Here is a 16,490-nt window from a genome sequence, read left to right as displayed (position 1 = left end):
TTCTGCCTATTGGCGCTTTTGGGAAAAAAGGCATGACAGTGGGGAACTCCATCGCGAGACTGGGCGCCTTATGAAACACCAGACAAGGAGCCCCACATGTCAGACCAAGCCAAACAAATGACCGAAGACGAAGCCGCCGAATTTGCCGAGCAAGTGTTCGACGTGGCGCGCAAGGGTGATGCCGCGATGCTGGCTGCGTTGCTGGCCAAAGGCTTGCCGCCGAACCTGCGTAACCACAATGGCGATACGCTGTTGATGCTGTCGGCCTACCACGGTCACGTGGACGCGGTAAAAGTGCTGCTGGAATTCAAGGCCGATCCCCAGATTGCCAATGACAAGAACCAGTTGCCGATTGCCGGCGCGGCGTTCAAGGGCAACCTGCCGGTGGTCAAGGCGTTGATCGAAGGCGGTGCGTTGGTCGAAGGCGCATCCTCAGATGGCCGCACAGCCTTGATGATGGCGGCGATGTTCAACCGTACCGAAATGGTGGATTACCTGATCAGCCAGGGCGCCAACCCCAAGGCCACCGATGCCCAGGGCGTGACCGCGCTGGCAGCCGCGCAGACCATGGGCGCAATGGATACGGCGGCGCAGTTGCAAAAACTGGTGTAGGCTTTGCGCCCTCAAAATCAGCCCCGCCACAGGACCACCCCATGAAAACCGCACTCGTCGAACTCATCAGCAAAATCAGCTCCGGCTGCATGAGCGAACCCGAGATCGCCAAGGTGGCGGACGAAGCGGCCCAGGCCTACGCCGATCCTGAAGCTTTCCTGGCCGCCAACCCCGACATCAACTACGACGACACTTTCCCGATTCCCCTGGGCGAGTGGATCGTTGTCGGCAGCCTGCCCGAGACCGTGCTGTTCCAGGCCGACACCTACCTGGATCTGTTCGCCCAGATCGTCGCCTCGTTCGGCCCGGGCGTGGCCTTCAACCTCAAGCCCAAACAACTGGCCAAGACCGAAGCCCTGACTGCGCTGAACCGCATCCAGATCCAGATGAGCGCGCTTAATCCGGAGAACGGCGGCTATGTGCTGATGAACTTCAGCCAACTGCTGGACGACGAGATCCAGACCGTGCTGGTTTACGGCAATGACGTGCCGCGGGTGCTGGAGTTGTGTGCCGAAGTCGGGATCAAGGGCGAACCGTCCCTGGAAGCCCTGCGGGTTGCGGTACACGTCTGAAATAAAACGGAACCCCTGGCCACGGCTGACTATCCTAAGCAGGCAAGCCCTCACTTAGGAGCGACACCATGGGTTCCACTTTTAATGGTCTGATCGGGTTGATCATCCTCGCGCTGGATATCTGGGCGATCATCAATGTGTTCAAAAGCGGCGCGAGTACCGGCGCCAAAGTGCTGTGGATCCTGCTGATCCTGCTGCTGCCGGTGTTGGGTTTGATCATCTGGGCGATCGCCGGGCCGCGCGGCAACGTGCGGATCTGAAGATCTGCAACGTAGACGTAGCAGCTGTCGAGCGTGAGCGAGGCTGCGTTCGCGGTGTGCCTGACACACCGCAGACGCAGCCTCGCTCGGGCTCGACAGCTGCTACGGTTACTAGATCAACCAGCTGCCTTCCAGCTCCAGCAACTTCACCTTGTTTTCAATCCCGCCGCCAAACCCCACCAGTGTTCCATCGCTGCCCACCACACGGTGACAGGGGATGATGATGGAAATCGGGTTGGCGCCATTGGCCGTGCCCACCGCGCGGATCGCCTTGGGATTTTCCAGGTACTTCGCCTGTTTGCCATAAGTCCAGGTGTGCCCATAGGGAATTCGCAACAACGCCTGCCAGACTTGCTGCTGGAAGGGCGTGCCAACCGGCGCCAGTGTCAGATCGAATACTTCCCGCCTGCGCGCAAAATACTCATCCAGTTGCCGTCTTGCTTCATCCAGCTCATTAGTTGCCAGGCGCCAGTCTGCCTGCACCGGGCTTTGATGCACGTCCATATATAAGAGGCGTAGCCCTTGCTCATCCGCTGCCAATAACAGCGGGCCGAGGGGACTTGGGTGGTAGCAATAAAACATCATGGGCAATCCAGAAGGGCAGCGGGCAAAGATACGGCGGTAAGTTGGCCGCTACAATCCCGGCTGTTTTTTGTGTGTCGAGATATTCGCTGTACAAAATTTTCACATTCCATCCAAGACAATTCGCCGGCTATTTCCCCTGTCGAGTGCTCTAAAACGAGTGCCCACCTACTGCAGGAGTGAGTAATCAATGGCGTTGCCGGCGTTGATCGGGCACCATTTGCGCCATTGCGTTCACCGTCTCCCCCAGCCTGCCTGGGCGAGGGCAGGGCGCCGCTGTATTCATTCGCAACTTAAACTTCCAATGGGTCCTAAAACGACATGGCAAACCCGGACGCCCTGAATCAGCAGCGAGCTTCTAATCGCTTGCTGCAACCGACCGTCAAATCCCATCTGGCGTACACGCTGCTTTGTGCCTTGATCATGATGGTGATGTTCTCCCTGCTGCGCCTGGCGCTGCTGGTCTACAACCGCGAGATGATCCTCGACACACCGGCCTCGACCTTCCTTGAAGCGTTCGCCAACGGCCTGCGCCTGGATATCCGCCTGGTGATGTACGTGCTGGTGCCGCTGCTGCTGGCCTTGTTCAGCGTGCGGGCCATGGCGGCGCGCGGGTTTTTCCGCTTGTGGCTGACGGTCGCGTCCAGCATCGCCCTGTTCCTGGGCCTGATGGAAATGGACTTCTACCGCGAATTCCACCAGCGCCTCAACGGCCTGGTGTTCCAGTATGTGAAGGAAGACCCGAAAACCGTGATGAGCATGCTCTGGTACGGTTTCCCGGTGGTGCGCTACCTGCTGGCCTGGGCCGTGGGTACGCTGATCCTGAGCATCGCCTTTAAAGGCGCCGACCGTGCAACGCGCCCACGTGGCCCGTTCAGCGGTGGCACCATCGGCACCCGCCAGGTGGCGCCGTGGTACACCCGCATCGCGGTGTTCGTGGTCTGCCTGCTGGTCGCCGTGGTCGCCATCCGTGGCACCCTGCGCCAGGGCCCGCCGCTGCGTTGGGGTGACGTGTACACCACCGACTCGAACTTTGCCAACCAGTTGGGCCTCAACGGGACCTTGTCGCTGATCGCGGCGGCGAAGGCGCGCTTCTCCGAAGAGCGCTCGAACATCTGGAAAGCCACCCTGGAACAGCCGTTGGCCACCCAGACTGTGCGCGACATGCTGGTACTGCCGACCGAGAAACTGGTCGACACCGACACCGCCGCTGTCCGCCGTGACTTCACGCCGCCGGCCGAGAAGACCCTGCCGATCAAGAACGTCGTGGTTATCCTGATGGAAAGCTTCGCCGGTCACTCGGTAGGCGCCCTGGGTCGTCCGGGCAACATCACGCCGTACTTCGACAAACTGTCCAAGGAAGGCCTGCTGTTCGACCGTTTCTTCTCCAACGGCACCCACACCCACCAGGGTATGTTCGCCACCATGGCGTGCTTCCCGAACCTGCCGGGCTTCGAATACCTGATGCAGACTCCGGAAGGCAGCCACAAGCTCTCGGGTCTGCCGCAGTTGCTCAGCGCCCGCAAGTTTGACGACGTGTATGTCTACAACGGCGATTTCGCCTGGGACAACCAGTCGGGCTTCTTCAGCAACCAGGGCATGACCAACTTCATCGGGCGTAATGACTTCGTCAACCCGGTGTTTTCTGACCCGACCTGGGGCGTGTCCGACCAGGACATGTTCAACCGTGGCCTGGAAGAGTTGAAGGCGCGTGAAGGCGGCAAGCCGTTCTATGCGCTGCTGCAAACCCTGTCCAACCACACGCCGTACGCGTTGCCGACGCCATTGCCGGTTGAGAAGGTCACCGACCGTGGCAGCCTCAACGAGCATTTGACCGCCATGCGCTACTCTGACTGGGCCTTGGGCCAGTTCTTTGAAAAGGCCCGCAAGGAGCCGTACTTCAAGGAAACCCTGTTCGTGATCGTGGGCGACCACGGCTTCGGCAACGAGCAGCAGATCACCGAGATGGACCTGGGCCGCTTCAACGTGCCGATGCTGATGATCGCACCGGGCATGCAGGAGAAGTTCGGCGAGCGTAACCACACCGTGGGCACCCAGATCGACATCGTGCCGACCATCATGGGCCGCCTGGGGGGTGACACCCTGCACCAGTGCTGGGGCCGTGACCTGCTCAACCTGCCGGAAGGCGACAAGGGCTTTGGCGTGATCAAGCCGTCGGGCAGCGACCAGACCGTCGCCTTGCTCACTGGTGATCGCGTGCTGGTCCTGCCTAAGGAAATGCCACCGAAGTTGTGGGAATACGAACTGGGCGCCAACCCGACCGGGAAGGTGATTCCAGAATCGCCGGACGAAGCTGCGTTGAAGCAGAAGCTTGAATCGTTCCTGCAGACCGCTACCAAGAGCCTGCTGGATAACACCGCAGGTGTAGTGGACGGCAAGCCGGACTAAACACCCGCGCATAAAAAAAGAGGCCTTTTTAAGGCCTCTTTTTTTTGCACGCTGGAACGCGTTATATCTTGCCGAGCAACAACAGAATCAGCAGCACTACCAACACAGTACCGAGAATACCCGATGGCCCGTAACCCCAGTTGCGTGAGTGGGGAAACACGGGAAGACCGCCGACCAGCAGGAGGATCAGAATAATGATAAGAATGAGGCTCATGTTTTGTTTTCCTTATTGTCTTCTGAAAAGACCTGTTATTTAACGAATAGGCCCGACAACTGATACGGACGCCTTAATAACTCCGACCAATGTGTTTGGCAGAAAATTCCGTGTTTTTTTAAAGCTTTTCGCTAACTTGCTTATTTCCTTTAACCCCGTTGCAAATAACCGCCCTTAGTTCAAATAAATTGAACTTGGCAGGTTTCCAGCTATCCGACCCGGCCCACGGTTTGCCTCGGGCATTCAGCAGTCTGATGGTGCGTGGGTGCAGGAAAAACCTTCGCTACACTGCGGCTCACTTCTTCCGTGAACCACAAGGCTACTTTCCTATGCAAAATCGCATGATGATCACCGGCGCCGGTTCTGGCCTGGGTCGCGAAATCGCTCTGCGCTGGGCCCGTGAGGGTTGGCAACTGGCCTTGTCGGACGTCAGCGAAGCAGGCCTGCAAGAAACCCTCAAGCTGGTGCGCCAGGCCGGCGGTGACGGTTTCACCCAGCGTTGCGACGTGCGCGACTACAGCCAGCTCACCGCCTTCGCGCAGGCCTGTGAGGAAAAGCTCGGCGGCATCGACGCGATCGTCAACAACGCCGGTGTCGCATCCGGCGGGTTCTTCAGCGAACTGTCCCTGGAAGACTGGGACTGGCAGATCGCAATCAACCTCATGGGCGTGGTCAAGGGCTGCAAGGCCTTCCTGCCATTGCTGGAACAGAGCAAGGGCCGCATCATCAACATCGCCTCCATGGCCGCCCTGATGCAAGGCCCGGCCATGAGCAACTACAACGTGGCCAAGGCCGGCGTGGTGGCGCTTTCGGAAAGCCTGCTGGTGGAGCTCAAGCAGCAGGAAGTCGGGGTGCACGTGGTGTGCCCTTCCTTCTTCCAGACCAACCTCCTGGACTCGTTCCGCGGGCCGACGCCGGCGATGAAGGCCCAAGTGGGCAAGCTGCTGGAAAGCTCGCCGATCACCGCCGCACAGATCGCCGACTACATCTACCAGCAGGTGGCTGAAGGGCAATTCATGATCCTGCCCCACGAGCAGGGACGCATGGCCTGGGCACTGAAGCAGAAGAACCCGCAACTGCTGTATGACGAGATGACCGTGATGGCGGACAAGATGCGGGCCAAGGCTCAGTCGCTCAAAGCCTGAACATCGCGTTTAGTTCTGAGGCGCAATTCGCGATTTGTCATCGCTTGTCTGTAAGGCAAATTACCTGCGCGTGTAAGGCATGCCTGTTTAGCCTGAAGGCCATTGATGGCGATGGGCGGGGGGCGCATGGTCGGGGTTCGGTAACTTAAAAAGGACGAACCCCATGCTGGTATTAAGCCGCGCGGTAGGTGAAATAATTTCGGTGGGCGACCAGATCACTTTGCGCATTCTGGAAGTGAACGGCACCCAAGTGAAGCTGGGTGTGGAAGCGCCGGTGGGGGTCAATGTGCACCGGGCGGAGGTCTATCAAAAGATCCTCAGTCGCCAGGGACAGCAGACCAACACCCATCCAGTGCCTGTGCCCAATCCCTGAGTATCAGTCGAACAGATGCTTGGGCACATCGTGCTTGAGCATCAACTGGCACTGCTCGCTCTCGGGGTCGAAGACAATCAGCGCCTGGCCCTTGGTCAATGCCTGGCGTACCCGCAGCACCCGGGTTTCCAGGGGTGTGTCGTCACCATTGTCGGTGCCGTCGCGGGTCACGAAGTCTTCGATGAGGCGGGTCAGGGTGTCGACTTCAAGTGCATCGTAGGGAATCAGCATACAAGCCTCGGCTAAGGAATCCCGGCGATGCTACTGCGCCGGGATCCGAGTTGCCAGTCTCAGGTTTTTTGACCCACCAGGCTGTCCACCGACGGCACGCGGGTATCGCTCTCCATTTGCGTGTCGTGTTCGATCTGGTGACTGAACCGGTCGAGGGAGCCTTTGGCCGGCTGTGCATCGCTGGCGAACACCGGCGGGCTGAGGATGTACGCGCCCAGCAGGCGACTCAGCGCGGCGAGGCTGTCGATGTGCGTGCGCTCATAGCCATGGGTAGCATCGCAACCGAATGCCAGCAGTGCGGTGCGAATGTCGTGGCCGGCGGTCACCGCCGAATGCGCGTCGCTGAAATAATAGCGAAACAGGTCGCGGCGCACCGGCAACTCATTCTCCGCCGCCAGGCGCAGCAGGTGGCGGGACAGGTGATAGTCATACGGCCCGCCGGAATCCTGCATCGCCACACTTACCGCGTGTTCGCTGGAGTGCTGCTCGTGGGCCACCGGTGCGATATCGATCCCGACGAACTCACTCACATCCCACGGCAAGGCTGCGGCTGCACCACTGCCGGTTTCTTCGGTGATGGTGAACAGCGGGTGGCAGTCGATCAGCAACGGTTGGCCGCTGTCGACAATCGCCTTGAGCGCCGCCAGCAGTGCGGCAACCCCGGCTTTATCGTCCAGGTGGCGGGCGCTGATATGCCCGCTCTCGGTGAACTCCGGCAGCGGGTCGAAGGCGACGAAATCGCCGACGCTGATGCCCAGGGAATCACAATCGGCGCGGGTGGCGCAGTAGGCGTCCAGGCGCAGTTCGATGTGGTCCCAGCTGATGGGCATTTCATCCACGGCGGTATTGAACGCGTGACCGGAGGCCATCAACGGCAACACGCTGCCACGGATCACGCCGTTATCGGTAAACAGGCTGACACGGCTGCCTTCGGCAAAGCGGCTGGACCAGCAGCCCACGGGTGCCAGGGTCAGGCGGCCATTGTCCTTGATTGCCCGCACGGCGGCGCCGATGGTGTCCAGGTGCGCGGAGACGGCGCGGTCAGGGCTGTTTTTCTGGCCCTTGAGGGTGGCGCGGATGGTGCCGCGCCGGGTCATTTCAAAGGGGATTCCCAGCTCTTCGAGGCGCTCGGCAACGTAGCGCACGATGGTGTCGGTAAACCCGGTGGGGCTGGGAATGGCGAGCATTTCCAGCAGCACTTTTTGCAGGTAAGCGAGATCCGGTTCGGGGATGGTTCGGGTCATGGAAACTCCTGATGAGTTGAGGGCATCGATGGTTTCGATGAAAGGGGCGCCTCAGAGATTGTGTTGGCTGTACCGGCGTCTTCGCGAGCAAGCCCGCTCCCACATTTGGAATGCATTCCCCTGTGGGAGCGGGCTTGCTCGCGAAAGCGCCAGTCAAGGCAACACCTTTCTCAAGCCGTCGGCTGGCTATGGGGAAACAGCAGGTCCACGAACTTTTCAGCCGTCGGCTGCGGTTCATGGTTGGCCAGCCCGGCCCGTTCGTTGGCTTCGATAAAGACGTAGTCCGGTTGGTCGGCGGCCGGCACCATCAGGTCCAGGCCCACCATGGGAATGTCCAGGGCCCGGGCGGCGCGCACGGCGGCGTCCACCAGGGTCGGGTGGAGGATGGCGGTCACGTCTTCCAGGCAACCACCGGTGTGAAGGTTGGCGGTACGCCGCACCGCTAGGCGTTCGCCACGGGGCAGGATGCTGCTGTAGTCGTACCCGGCAGCGTGCAGGGTGCGTTGGGTTTCGTGGTCCAGGGGGATTTTGCTTTCGCCATCGGTGGCGGCCTGGCGCCGGCGGCTCTGGGCCTCGATCAACGCGCCGATGGAGTGCTGGCCATCGCCGGTGACTTCCGCCGGGCGGCGAATGGCAGCAGCGACTACTTCAAAACCGATCACCAGAATCCGCAGGTCGAGGCCTTCGTGGAAGCTTTCCAGCAGCACACGCGAGTCGAACTGGCGTGCAGCTTCAATCGCTTTCTGCACGTCCTCGATCGTCTGCAAATCCACCGCCACACCCTGGCCTTGCTCACCGTCCAGCGGCTTGACCACGACGCGCTGGTGCTCGTCGAGAAACTCCAGGTTGTCATCGGCACTGCCGGCCAATTGCTGGGCCGGAAGGTTCAGGCCGGCGGCCTTGAACACCTTGTGGGTCAGGCTCTTGTCCTGGCACAAAGTCATGCTGATGGCGCTGGTCAGGTCGCTCAATGACTCGCGGCAGCGCACCCGGCGGCCACCATGGCTCAGGGTAAACAGCCCGGCATCGGCATCGTCCACCTGCACATCAATCCCGCGCCGATGAGCTTCCTCAACGATGATCCGCGCATAGGGATTGAACTCCGCCTGCGGGCCGGGGCCGAGGAACAGCGGCTGGTTGATCCCGTTCTTGCGCTTGATGGCGAAGGTGGTCAGTGCGCGAAAGCCGAGTTTGGCGTAGAGACTTTTTGCCTGGCGGTTGTCGTGCAGCACTGACAGGTCAAGGTAGCTCAGGCCACGGCTCATGAAGTGTTCGATCAAGTGGCGCACCAACACTTCACCCACACCGGGGCGGGTGCATTGCGGGTCCACCGCCAGGCACCAGAGGCTGCAACCGTTCTCCGGGTCGTGGAAGGCTTTCTGGTGGTTCAGGCCCATCACGCTGCCGATCACCGCGCCGCTGTCTTCGTCCTCGGCCAGCCAATACACCGGACCGCCTTGATGACGTGGAGTCAGCAGCGCCGGGTCCACCGGCAACATGCCGCGCCCCTGGTACAGCTGGTTCACCGCCTGCCAGTCCGCCTCGCTTTGTACCCGACGAATCCGAAACCCGCGAAACACCCGGGTTGCCGGACGATAGTCGGTGAACCACAGGCGCAAGGTGTCGGACGGGTCGAGAAACAACTGCTGGGGATCAATCCCGAGGATCTGCTGTGGCGCCGCCACATACAGCGCGATATCCCGCTCGCCGGGCTGCTCGTTGAGCAACTCCAGGGCCAGGCTCGCGGGGTCCGGAAAAGTGTGGCCGATCAACAGCCGACCCCAACCGCAATGCACGGCAATCGGCGTGGGGTCCAGTTCGCTGCCGTCTTCGGCGAAGCGGGCTTGCAGGCGCTCGTAGGAGGGCGCCTGGCCCCGCAGCAAGCGTTGGCTGTAAGCCGTGGCATGAGGTTTCATGAATCAGATTCCTTGTTCGCTGAGCCACAGGTTCAGCGCCGCCAGTTGCCACAGCTTGGAGCCGCGCAACGGGGTCAATTGGCCTTGGGGATCGGTGAGCAGGCGGTCGAGCATGGCCGGGTTGAACAGGCCGCGATCCTGGCTTGGGTCCAGCAACAGGTCGCGCACCCAGCTCAAGGTATCGCCCTGCAAATGCTTGAGGCCGGGCACCGGGAAATAACCTTTCTTGCGGTCGATGACTTCGCTCGGGATCACCCGGCGCGCGGCTTCCTTGAGCACTTGCTTGCCGCCGTCCGGCAGTTTGAATTTACCCGGCACGCGGGCCGACAGTTCCACCAGGCGGTAGTCGAGAAACGGCGTGCGCGCTTCCAGGCCCCAGGCCATGGTCATGTTGTCGACGCGCTTGACCGGGTCATCTACCAGCATCACGGTGCTGTCCAGGCGCAGGGCTTTGTCCACCGCCGCATCCGCGCCGGGCTGGGCGAAATGCTCGCGAACGAAGTCACCGGCGGCGTCATTCGCGGTCAGCCATTTCGGCGCGACAGTGGCGGCGTAGTCGTCGTAGCTGCGGTCGAAGAACGCATCGCGGTAGGCGGCATACGGGTCGCTGGCGCCGTCCACTTGCGGGTACCAGTGGTAACCGGCGAACAGTTCATCGGCGCCCTGGCCGCTCTGCACCACCTTGCAGTGCTTGGCGACTTCCCGGGACAGCAGGTAGAAGGCGATGCAGTCATGGCTGACCATCGGCTCGCTCATGGCGCGGAACGCGGCCGGCAATTGCTCGATGATTTCGCTTTCGGCGATGCGCAGTTGATGGTGCCGGGTGCCGTAATGCTTGGCGATCAAGTCCGAATATTGGAACTCGTCGCCGCGCTCGCCACCGGCGTCTTCAAAGCCGATGGAGAAGGTCGACAGGTCCTGCACGCCGACTTCCCGCAAAAGGCCCACCAGCATGCTGGAGTCGACACCGCCGGAAAGCAGCACGCCCACGTCCACTGCCGCCCGCTGACGAATCGCCACGGCTTCGCGGGTGCTGTCGAGCACACGGTCGGTCCAGTCTTCGAGCGTCAGGTTGGCTTCATCGGCGTGAGGGCCGTAGGGCAGGGTCCACCAGGTTTTCTGTTCAGTCTTGCCGTCGGCGTCGATGCGCATCCACGACGCAGGCGGCAGTTTTTCAATGCCCGCCAGCAAGGTGCGCGGCGCAGGCACCACGGCGTGGAAATTCAGGTAGTGATTGAGGGCCACCGGATCGAGGATCGGGTTGATATCGCCACCCTTGAGCAGCGCCGGCAATGCCGAAGCAAAACGCAGGCGCTGGCCGGTGCGCGACAGGTACAGCGGCTTCACGCCGAGGCGGTCACGGGCGATAAACAGGCGCTTAGCATCGCGCTCCCAGATGGCGAAGGCGAACATCCCGTTGAGCTTGGGCAGCAAGGCTTCGCCCCAGGCGTGGTAGCCCTTGAGCAGCACTTCGGTGTCGCCACCGGAATAGAAGGCGTAGCCCAGGGCTTCCAGCTCTTCACGCAATTCCGGGAAGTTATAGATCGCGCCGTTGAACGCCAGGGACAGGCCCAGTTGGGCGTCGACCATCGGTTGGGCGGAGCCGTCCGACAGGTCCATGATTTTCAGGCGTCGATGGCCCAGGGCAATCGGCCCTTGAGCATGGAAGCCCCACGCGTCAGGACCGCGTGGCGCCAAGTGATGGGTGATTCGTTCCACCGCTGCCAGGTCGGCAGGTTGGTGATCGAAACGTAACTCTCCAGCTAATCCGCACATAAATTCCTTACCGGTTTTTCCGTTGGGGAGGGATAGAAATGCAGCCCGCCAAAACGGCGGGTACCCAGAGACTGACCCGGGTAAATTGTGGGAGTTTTAGAACAATACGTTATAAGGCAATGAGCCTTGACGGGCTGGGGGTCCGTCTTGGCCCTCAGGATTTGCTTGGGTTACCGCGAATCAGCGCCCGCAGCGCGAACCGATTGGGGTGACAGGCTTCGCTGACACTGCGCGGCAGCGGCAGCGGCTCATTGTCGAGCCAGGCGGCCAGCAGCTCTGCGCAGAGGGGCGCGGTGACCAAGCCGCGTGAGCCATGGCCACTGTTGATATACAGGCCGTGCAACCAGGGGCATGGTGCATCCGGGACGTGCCGGGCGTCTTTGCTGAGGGCGGCGTAGGTCTGATCAAACATCTCGCGTTCCGCCAGCGGCCCGACGATCGGCAAGTAGTCCGGGCTGGTGCAGCGGAACGCGGCGCGGCCCTCGAGCTGTTCGGGTGCCAGGCTGTCGGCGCCCAGGCGTTGCAGCAGGTCGGGGGAGATTTCCCGCAGCATCTCGAGGTTGCCCACGTGCTCGGCCACCGTGGGCGTAAGGTCGTCGCTCTTGAAGTCAAAGCTGGCGCCGAGGGTGTGCTCGCCCAGGCGTGGCGGGGCGACGTAACCCTCGGCGCACACCACCGTGGCCAACGCCTGGCTTTGCGCTGTTTGCGGCAGCCGGGTGATTTGCCCGCGGATGCGTTTGAGGGGGAGGTCAGCGCTGAAGGAAAACCGCTTGATCTCGGCGGCACCGGCCAGCACTACCACGCTGGCCTGCGCCAGAACCGTATCGCCCTGCAGCGCCTGCCACTCACCGTCGACCTGCTTAAGCTCAAGGGCGTCATGGTGCTGCAGCACCTCGATCAGCGGGTGCCTGGCTTGCCACTGGCACAGCGCGGGCGGGTGTACCCAGCCGCCCTCGGGGAAGAACAAGCCCCCTTGCTCCAGGGTTATTCCGGCACGTGCCTGGGCCTGCTCTTTATCCAGCAGGTGCAACAGGTCCGGGGCAAAAGCGCTGGCCAGCTGTGCCTGGCGCTCGGCTTCCTTGGCATTGAAGGCCAGTTGCAGCACGCCGCAGCCATCCCAGTCCACGCCACGTTGCAGGTGTTCCAGCAGGCGCCGCGTGTGACCGAAACCGCTGAGAATCAATTGCGACAGTGCCGTGCCGTGGGCTGAAAGCTTGAGGTACAACACCCCTTGCGGGTTACCGGAGGCTTCCTGTGCGAGCGCTGCGTGGCGTTCCAGCAAGCTGACCCGCCAGCCCCGTGCCGCCAGGCTGGCGGCCGTGGCGCAACCGGCCAGGCCACCGCCGATGACGAGCGCGTGGCGCTCACCAGCAACAGCAGGCGGGCGCGCAAACCAGGGTTTTGTCGCGGCCGGTGCGGGCGTTTCAGTGGGCCAGCCGAGAAACTCACCCCGCAGGATTTCCCACTTGTGGCCGATGCCCGGGGTGCGCTTCATCTTGAACCCGGCCCCATTGATCAGCCGGCGCACCCAGCCGGTGCTGGTGAAGGTGCTGATGGTCGAGCCCGGCGCCGCCAGCCGTGCCAGTTCGGCGAACAGCTCGGCAGTCCACATGTCCGGGTTTTTGGCCGGGGCGAAACCGTCGAGGAACCAGGCGTCGACCTGAGCGTCCAGCTGTGGCAATTGCTCCAGGGCATCGCCGATCAACAGGGTCAGGGTGACGCGACCGTTATCCAGCACCAGCCGCTGGAAGCCCTGATGGATCGCGATGTACTGCGCCAGCAGTTGCTCGGCGATCGGTGCAAGTTCCGGCCAGAGGGCGAGGGCGCGTTGCAGGTCGGCGTGGCTCAGCGGGTACTTTTCCACGCTGACAAAATGCAGGCGCGCACCCGGCACTGCGTGTTGCTCGAACAACTGCCAGGCGCACAGGAAATTCAACCCGGTGCCAAAGCCGGTCTCACCAATCACCAAGCGCCCACCCACCGGCAGCGCAGCAAAGCGTTCCTGCAAACGGTTCTGTTCAAGGAACACGTAGCGGGTTTCTTCAAGGCCCGACTTGTCGGAGAAGTACACGTCGTCGAACACCCGCGAGTGCGGGCGACCTTGGTCATCCCAGTCGAGCTGGGCGTGGGATACGGGGTTCATGGGCGGCTCATAAAATACGGCAGGCAAAGACAAGGCGGCCATTCTAGCTGATCAACAGGGGTGTCATTGATCCATGACAACCGGGTGTGGAATTTCCTCCGGCGCTGCACCGTCCAATCCGCTAGTCTTGCCTCATTCTGGAACGGAGCCGCCCATGTTCGAATCTGCCGAAATCGGTCACGCCATCGACAAAGACACCTACGACGCCGAAGTGCCGGCCTTACGCGAAGCCCTGCTGGAAGTGCAGTACGAACTGCAGCAGCAGAAGCGCTTCCCGGTGATCATCCTGATCAATGGCATCGAAGGCGCCGGCAAGGGCGAAACCGTCAAGTTGCTGAATGAATGGATGGACCCGCGCCTGATCGAAGTACGCACCTTCGACCAGCAGACCGACGAAGAACTGGCCCGCCCGCCGGCGTGGCGCTACTGGCGCCAGCTGCCGGCGAAAGGCCGCATGGGGATCTTTTTTGGCAACTGGTACAGCCAGATGCTGCAGAGTCGCGTGCATGGCGAGATCAAGGATGCGCGGCTCGACCAGGCCATCGCCGGTGCCGAGCGCCTGGAAAAGATGCTGTGTGACGAAGGCGCGCTGATCTTCAAGTTCTGGTTTCACCTGTCCAAAAAGCAGATGAAATCCCGGCTCAAAGCCTTGCAGGATGACCCGCTGCACAGCTGGCGCATCAGCCCGCTGGACTGGCAGCAGTCAAAGACCTACGACAAGTTTGTGCATTTCGGTGAGCGGATCCTGCGCCGCACCAGCCGTGACTATGCGCCGTGGTACGTGATCGAGGGGGTCGATGCACACTACCGCGGGCTGACCGTCGGCAAGATCCTGCTCGAAGGCCTGCAAAACGCCTTGAAAGTGCCCAAGGGTAAAGTCAGCGGCATGAACCCGGCGCCGCTGCCGTCGGCGGTTGACCAGATGAGCTTGCTGAACAGCCTGGACATGAGCCTGAGCCTTGAAAAGGACGATTACGAAGAACAACTGATTACCGAACAGGCGCGGTTCTCCGGGCTGATGCGCGACAAGCGCATGCGCAAACACGCGTTGGTGACGGTATTTGAAGGCAACGACGCGGCAGGCAAGGGCGGTGCTATCCGCCGCGTGGCGGCAGCCCTCGATCCCCGGCAGTACCACATCGTACCGATTGCCGCGCCCAGCGAAGACGAACGCGCCCAGCCTTACTTGTGGCGTTTCTGGCAGAAAATTCCGGCGCGGGGCATGTTCACCGTGTTCGACCGCTCCTGGTACGGCCGGGTGCTGGTGGAACGCATCGAAGGCTTCTGCACGCCGACGGACTGGATGCGCGCCTACGGCGAGATCAACGACTTTGAAGAGCAACTGCGGGATGCCGGGGTGATCGTGGTCAAGTTCTGGCTGGCGATCGACAAGCAGACGCAGCTGGAGCGGTTCCAGGCCCGCGAGGAAATCCCGTTCAAACGCTTCAAGATCACCGAGGATGACTGGCGCAACCGCGACAAGTGGGACGACTACCGAGCGGCGGTGGGTGACATGGTAGACCGCACCAGCACCGAGATTGCCCCGTGGACGCTGGTGGAAGCCAATGACAAGCGTTGGGCGCGGGTGAAGGTGTTGCGCACCATCAACCGGGCGCTGGAGGAAGCGTTCGACAAGACGGACAAGCACGACAAGAAGGACAAGAAGAAGTAACGCCATGCTTTTGCATACGCGGGATGAATGATTGTCGCGGTTGAAGAGGGCGGGATCTATGCTCGATCCATCTCTCAACAACCCCAACAATAGAGGTAGCCCATGCGTGAAGTAGTGATCGTCGACAGCGTGCGAACCGGCCTGGCCAAGTCCTTTCGCGGCAAGTTCAACCAGACCCGTCCCGATGACATGGCTGCCCATTGCGTCAACGCGCTGCTGACCCGCAACGGCATCGACCCGGCCACGGTCGAGGATTGCATCGTCGGTGCCGGCTCCAACGAAGGTGCCCAGGGCTACAACATTGGCCGCAATGTGGCGGTGTTGTCGCAGCTGGGCACCGGCACGGCGGGCATGACCCTTAACCGTTTCTGTTCCTCTGGCTTGCAGGCGATCGCCATTGCGGCCAACCAGATTGCTTCCGGTTGCAGCGACATCATCGTGGCTGGCGGGGTTGAGTCCATCAGCTTGACCATGAAAAGCGTGAACACCGATAACCTGATCAATCCGTTGCTCAAGGAGCAGGTGCCGGGTATCTATTTCCCTATGGGGCAGACCGCGGAAATCGTTGCGCGGCGGTATCACGTGAGTCGTGAGGAGCAGGATTTGTATGCGCTGCAAAGCCAGCAGCGTACGGCTCAGGCCCAGGCTGACGGGTTGTTTGATGATGAAATCGTGCCGATGGCGGTGAAGTATAAGGTCGAGGACAAGAACTCCGGCGCGGTGCAGGTGTTGGATGGGGTGGTGGACCGTGATGACTGCAATCGTCCCGATACGACCTTGGCCAGTCTTGCGGGGTTGAAGCCGGTGTTTGCCGAGGATGGGTCGGTGACGGCGGGGAATTCGTCGCAGTTGTCTGATGGGGCTTCCATGACACTGGTGATGAGCCTGGAGAAGGCCCTGGAATTGGGGCTGAAGCCGAAGGCGTTTTTCCGTGGGTTTACGGTGGCGGGTTGTGAGCCGGATGAGATGGGGATTGGGCCGGTGTTTTCGGTGCCCAAGTTGCTCAAGGCTCGCGGGCTGACGGTGGCGGATATTGATTTGTGGGAGCTGAATGAGGCATTTGCTTCGCAGTGTCTGTATGCGCGTAATCGACTGGAAATTGATAATGCCAAGTACAACGTCAACGGTGGGTCGATTTCCATCGGGCATCCGTTTGGGATGACGGGGTCGCGGCAGGTGGGGCATCTGGTGCGTGAGTTGCAGCGGCGGAAGTTGCGTTACGGCATCGTTACCATGTGTGTTGGGGGGGGATGGGGGCTACTGGGTTGTTTGAGGCGGTGCGGTAGGTTGGGGGGCATATCCGTTATTTAGGTAACGGCGGCTTATGGTTTCGCTCTTACA

The 16,490-nt window shown here is 61.3% G+C and carries 14 protein-coding genes and 1 pseudogene; 8 read left to right on the top strand and 7 right to left on the bottom strand.

Annotated features, from left to right (window positions below; genetic code table 11):
* Positions 1 to 96: 96 nt before the first annotated feature.
* From JFU58_RS25535 to JFU58_RS25525, 3 genes are all read left to right on the top strand, one after another.
* Positions 97 to 612 (top strand): ankyrin repeat domain-containing protein, encoded by a 516-nt coding sequence (locus JFU58_RS25535; protein ID WP_201142687.1) that lies wholly within the window; start codon positions 97 to 99, stop codon positions 610 to 612.
* A gap of 41 nt (positions 613 to 653) precedes the next feature.
* Positions 654 to 1,184 carry a hypothetical protein gene (locus JFU58_RS25530; RefSeq protein WP_177027307.1) on the top strand — a complete coding sequence of 177 codons (531 nt, stop codon included), beginning with the start codon at positions 654 to 656 and terminating at the stop codon, positions 1,182 to 1,184.
* 68 nt (positions 1,185 to 1,252) lie between these two features.
* The gene (locus tag JFU58_RS25525; RefSeq protein WP_003172956.1) at positions 1,253 to 1,444 is read left to right on the top strand and encodes a PLDc N-terminal domain-containing protein; all 192 of its coding nucleotides are present in this window, start codon (positions 1,253 to 1,255) and stop codon (positions 1,442 to 1,444) included.
* Positions 1,445 to 1,555: 111 nt separating this feature from the next.
* Here JFU58_RS25525 and JFU58_RS25520 read toward each other — a convergent pair whose 3' ends face one another.
* A complete protein-coding gene (locus tag JFU58_RS25520; protein ID WP_177027327.1) occupies positions 1,556 to 2,026 on the bottom strand; it encodes a methylated-DNA--[protein]-cysteine S-methyltransferase in 471 nt (156 codons plus the stop codon).
* A gap of 321 nt (positions 2,027 to 2,347) precedes the next feature.
* On the opposite strand from JFU58_RS25520, the gene JFU58_RS25515 reads away from it, so the two are divergent.
* Positions 2,348 to 4,435, top strand: a complete 2,088-nt coding sequence (locus tag JFU58_RS25515; protein ID WP_201142686.1) for an LTA synthase family protein — start codon at positions 2,348 to 2,350, stop codon at positions 4,433 to 4,435.
* A 61-nt stretch (positions 4,436 to 4,496) separates the two neighbouring features.
* Here the strand turns inward: JFU58_RS25515 and JFU58_RS25510 are convergent, their stop codons facing one another.
* Positions 4,497 to 4,649 carry a DUF3309 family protein gene (locus tag JFU58_RS25510; protein ID WP_003216767.1) on the bottom strand — a complete coding sequence of 51 codons (153 nt, stop codon included), beginning with the start codon at positions 4,647 to 4,649 and terminating at the stop codon, positions 4,497 to 4,499.
* A gap of 329 nt (positions 4,650 to 4,978) precedes the next feature.
* On the opposite strand from JFU58_RS25510, the gene JFU58_RS25505 reads away from it, so the two are divergent.
* Complete coding sequence (locus JFU58_RS25505) at positions 4,979 to 5,794, top strand: SDR family oxidoreductase (protein ID WP_177070704.1); 816 nt, start codon at positions 4,979 to 4,981, stop codon at positions 5,792 to 5,794.
* A gap of 163 nt (positions 5,795 to 5,957) precedes the next feature.
* On the top strand, positions 5,958 to 6,167 hold the full coding sequence (gene csrA / locus JFU58_RS25500) for a carbon storage regulator CsrA (RefSeq protein ID WP_063031965.1): 210 nt from the start codon (positions 5,958 to 5,960) through the stop codon (positions 6,165 to 6,167).
* Between the two features lie 3 nt (positions 6,168 to 6,170).
* Here the strand turns inward: csrA and JFU58_RS25495 are convergent, their stop codons facing one another.
* The 5 genes from JFU58_RS25495 to mnmC all read right to left on the bottom strand — a co-directional run bounded on the left by JFU58_RS25495 (position 6,171) and on the right by mnmC (position 13,477).
* Positions 6,171 to 6,398 carry a YheU family protein gene (locus JFU58_RS25495; RefSeq protein WP_003192759.1) on the bottom strand — a complete coding sequence of 76 codons (228 nt, stop codon included), beginning with the start codon at positions 6,396 to 6,398 and terminating at the stop codon, positions 6,171 to 6,173.
* A 59-nt stretch (positions 6,399 to 6,457) separates the two neighbouring features.
* Positions 6,458 to 7,642 carry an osmoprotectant NAGGN system M42 family peptidase gene (locus JFU58_RS25490; protein ID WP_003216760.1) on the bottom strand — a complete coding sequence of 395 codons (1,185 nt, stop codon included), beginning with the start codon at positions 7,640 to 7,642 and terminating at the stop codon, positions 6,458 to 6,460.
* Between the two features lie 170 nt (positions 7,643 to 7,812).
* Positions 7,813 to 9,558 (bottom strand): N-acetylglutaminylglutamine synthetase, encoded by a 1,746-nt coding sequence (ngg, locus tag JFU58_RS25485; RefSeq protein WP_063031964.1) that lies wholly within the window; start codon positions 9,556 to 9,558, stop codon positions 7,813 to 7,815.
* Positions 9,559 to 9,561: 3 nt separating this feature from the next.
* Positions 9,562 to 11,334: an N-acetylglutaminylglutamine amidotransferase gene (locus tag JFU58_RS25480; RefSeq protein WP_063031962.1), complete on the bottom strand. Its 1,773-nt coding sequence runs from the start codon at positions 11,332 to 11,334 to the stop codon at positions 9,562 to 9,564.
* A gap of 154 nt (positions 11,335 to 11,488) precedes the next feature.
* Positions 11,489 to 13,477: a bifunctional tRNA (5-methylaminomethyl-2-thiouridine)(34)-methyltransferase MnmD/FAD-dependent 5-carboxymethylaminomethyl-2-thiouridine(34) oxidoreductase MnmC gene (gene mnmC / locus JFU58_RS25475; protein ID WP_201142685.1), complete on the bottom strand. Its 1,989-nt coding sequence runs from the start codon at positions 13,475 to 13,477 to the stop codon at positions 11,489 to 11,491.
* 154 nt (positions 13,478 to 13,631) lie between these two features.
* Between mnmC and pap the strand changes: the two genes are divergently transcribed.
* Positions 13,632 to 15,149: a polyphosphate:AMP phosphotransferase gene (gene pap, locus JFU58_RS25470; RefSeq protein WP_177027304.1), complete on the top strand. Its 1,518-nt coding sequence runs from the start codon at positions 13,632 to 13,634 to the stop codon at positions 15,147 to 15,149.
* Between the two features lie 102 nt (positions 15,150 to 15,251).
* A pseudogene (locus JFU58_RS25465) lies at positions 15,252 to 16,435 on the top strand (thiolase family protein).
* The last annotated feature ends 55 nt before the right edge of the window (positions 16,436 to 16,490 follow it).

This window comes from Pseudomonas sp. TH34, from assembly GCF_016650865.1.
Taxonomy (GTDB): domain Bacteria; phylum Pseudomonadota; class Gammaproteobacteria; order Pseudomonadales; family Pseudomonadaceae; genus Aquipseudomonas; species Aquipseudomonas yamanorum.
The sequence above is the reverse complement of the archived record's forward strand: the minus strand, read 5'-3'. Positions and strand labels throughout refer to the sequence as shown.

Coding starts and splice junctions, on each gene's coding strand:
- pap (WP_177027304.1), top strand. CDS start 13,632: ATGTTCGAATCTGCCGAAATCGGTCACGCCATCGACAAAGACACCTAC.
- JFU58_RS25520 (WP_177027327.1), bottom strand. CDS start 2,026: ATGTTTTATTGCTACCACCCAAGTCCCCTCGGCCCGCTGTTATTGGCA.
- JFU58_RS25505 (WP_177070704.1), top strand. CDS start 4,979: ATGCAAAATCGCATGATGATCACCGGCGCCGGTTCTGGCCTGGGTCGC.
- ngg (WP_063031964.1), bottom strand. CDS start 9,558: ATGAAACCTCATGCCACGGCTTACAGCCAACGCTTGCTGCGGGGCCAG.
- JFU58_RS25495 (WP_003192759.1), bottom strand. CDS start 6,398: ATGCTGATTCCCTACGATGCACTTGAAGTCGACACCCTGACCCGCCTC.
- JFU58_RS25490 (WP_003216760.1), bottom strand. CDS start 7,642: ATGACCCGAACCATCCCCGAACCGGATCTCGCTTACCTGCAAAAAGTG.
- mnmC (WP_201142685.1), bottom strand. CDS start 13,477: ATGAACCCCGTATCCCACGCCCAGCTCGACTGGGATGACCAAGGTCGC.
- JFU58_RS25525 (WP_003172956.1), top strand. CDS start 1,253: ATGGGTTCCACTTTTAATGGTCTGATCGGGTTGATCATCCTCGCGCTG.
- JFU58_RS25510 (WP_003216767.1), bottom strand. CDS start 4,649: ATGAGCCTCATTCTTATCATTATTCTGATCCTCCTGCTGGTCGGCGGT.
- csrA (WP_063031965.1), top strand. CDS start 5,958: ATGCTGGTATTAAGCCGCGCGGTAGGTGAAATAATTTCGGTGGGCGAC.
- JFU58_RS25530 (WP_177027307.1), top strand. CDS start 654: ATGAAAACCGCACTCGTCGAACTCATCAGCAAAATCAGCTCCGGCTGC.
- JFU58_RS25535 (WP_201142687.1), top strand. CDS start 97: ATGTCAGACCAAGCCAAACAAATGACCGAAGACGAAGCCGCCGAATTT.
- JFU58_RS25480 (WP_063031962.1), bottom strand. CDS start 11,334: ATGTGCGGATTAGCTGGAGAGTTACGTTTCGATCACCAACCTGCCGAC.
- JFU58_RS25515 (WP_201142686.1), top strand. CDS start 2,348: ATGGCAAACCCGGACGCCCTGAATCAGCAGCGAGCTTCTAATCGCTTG.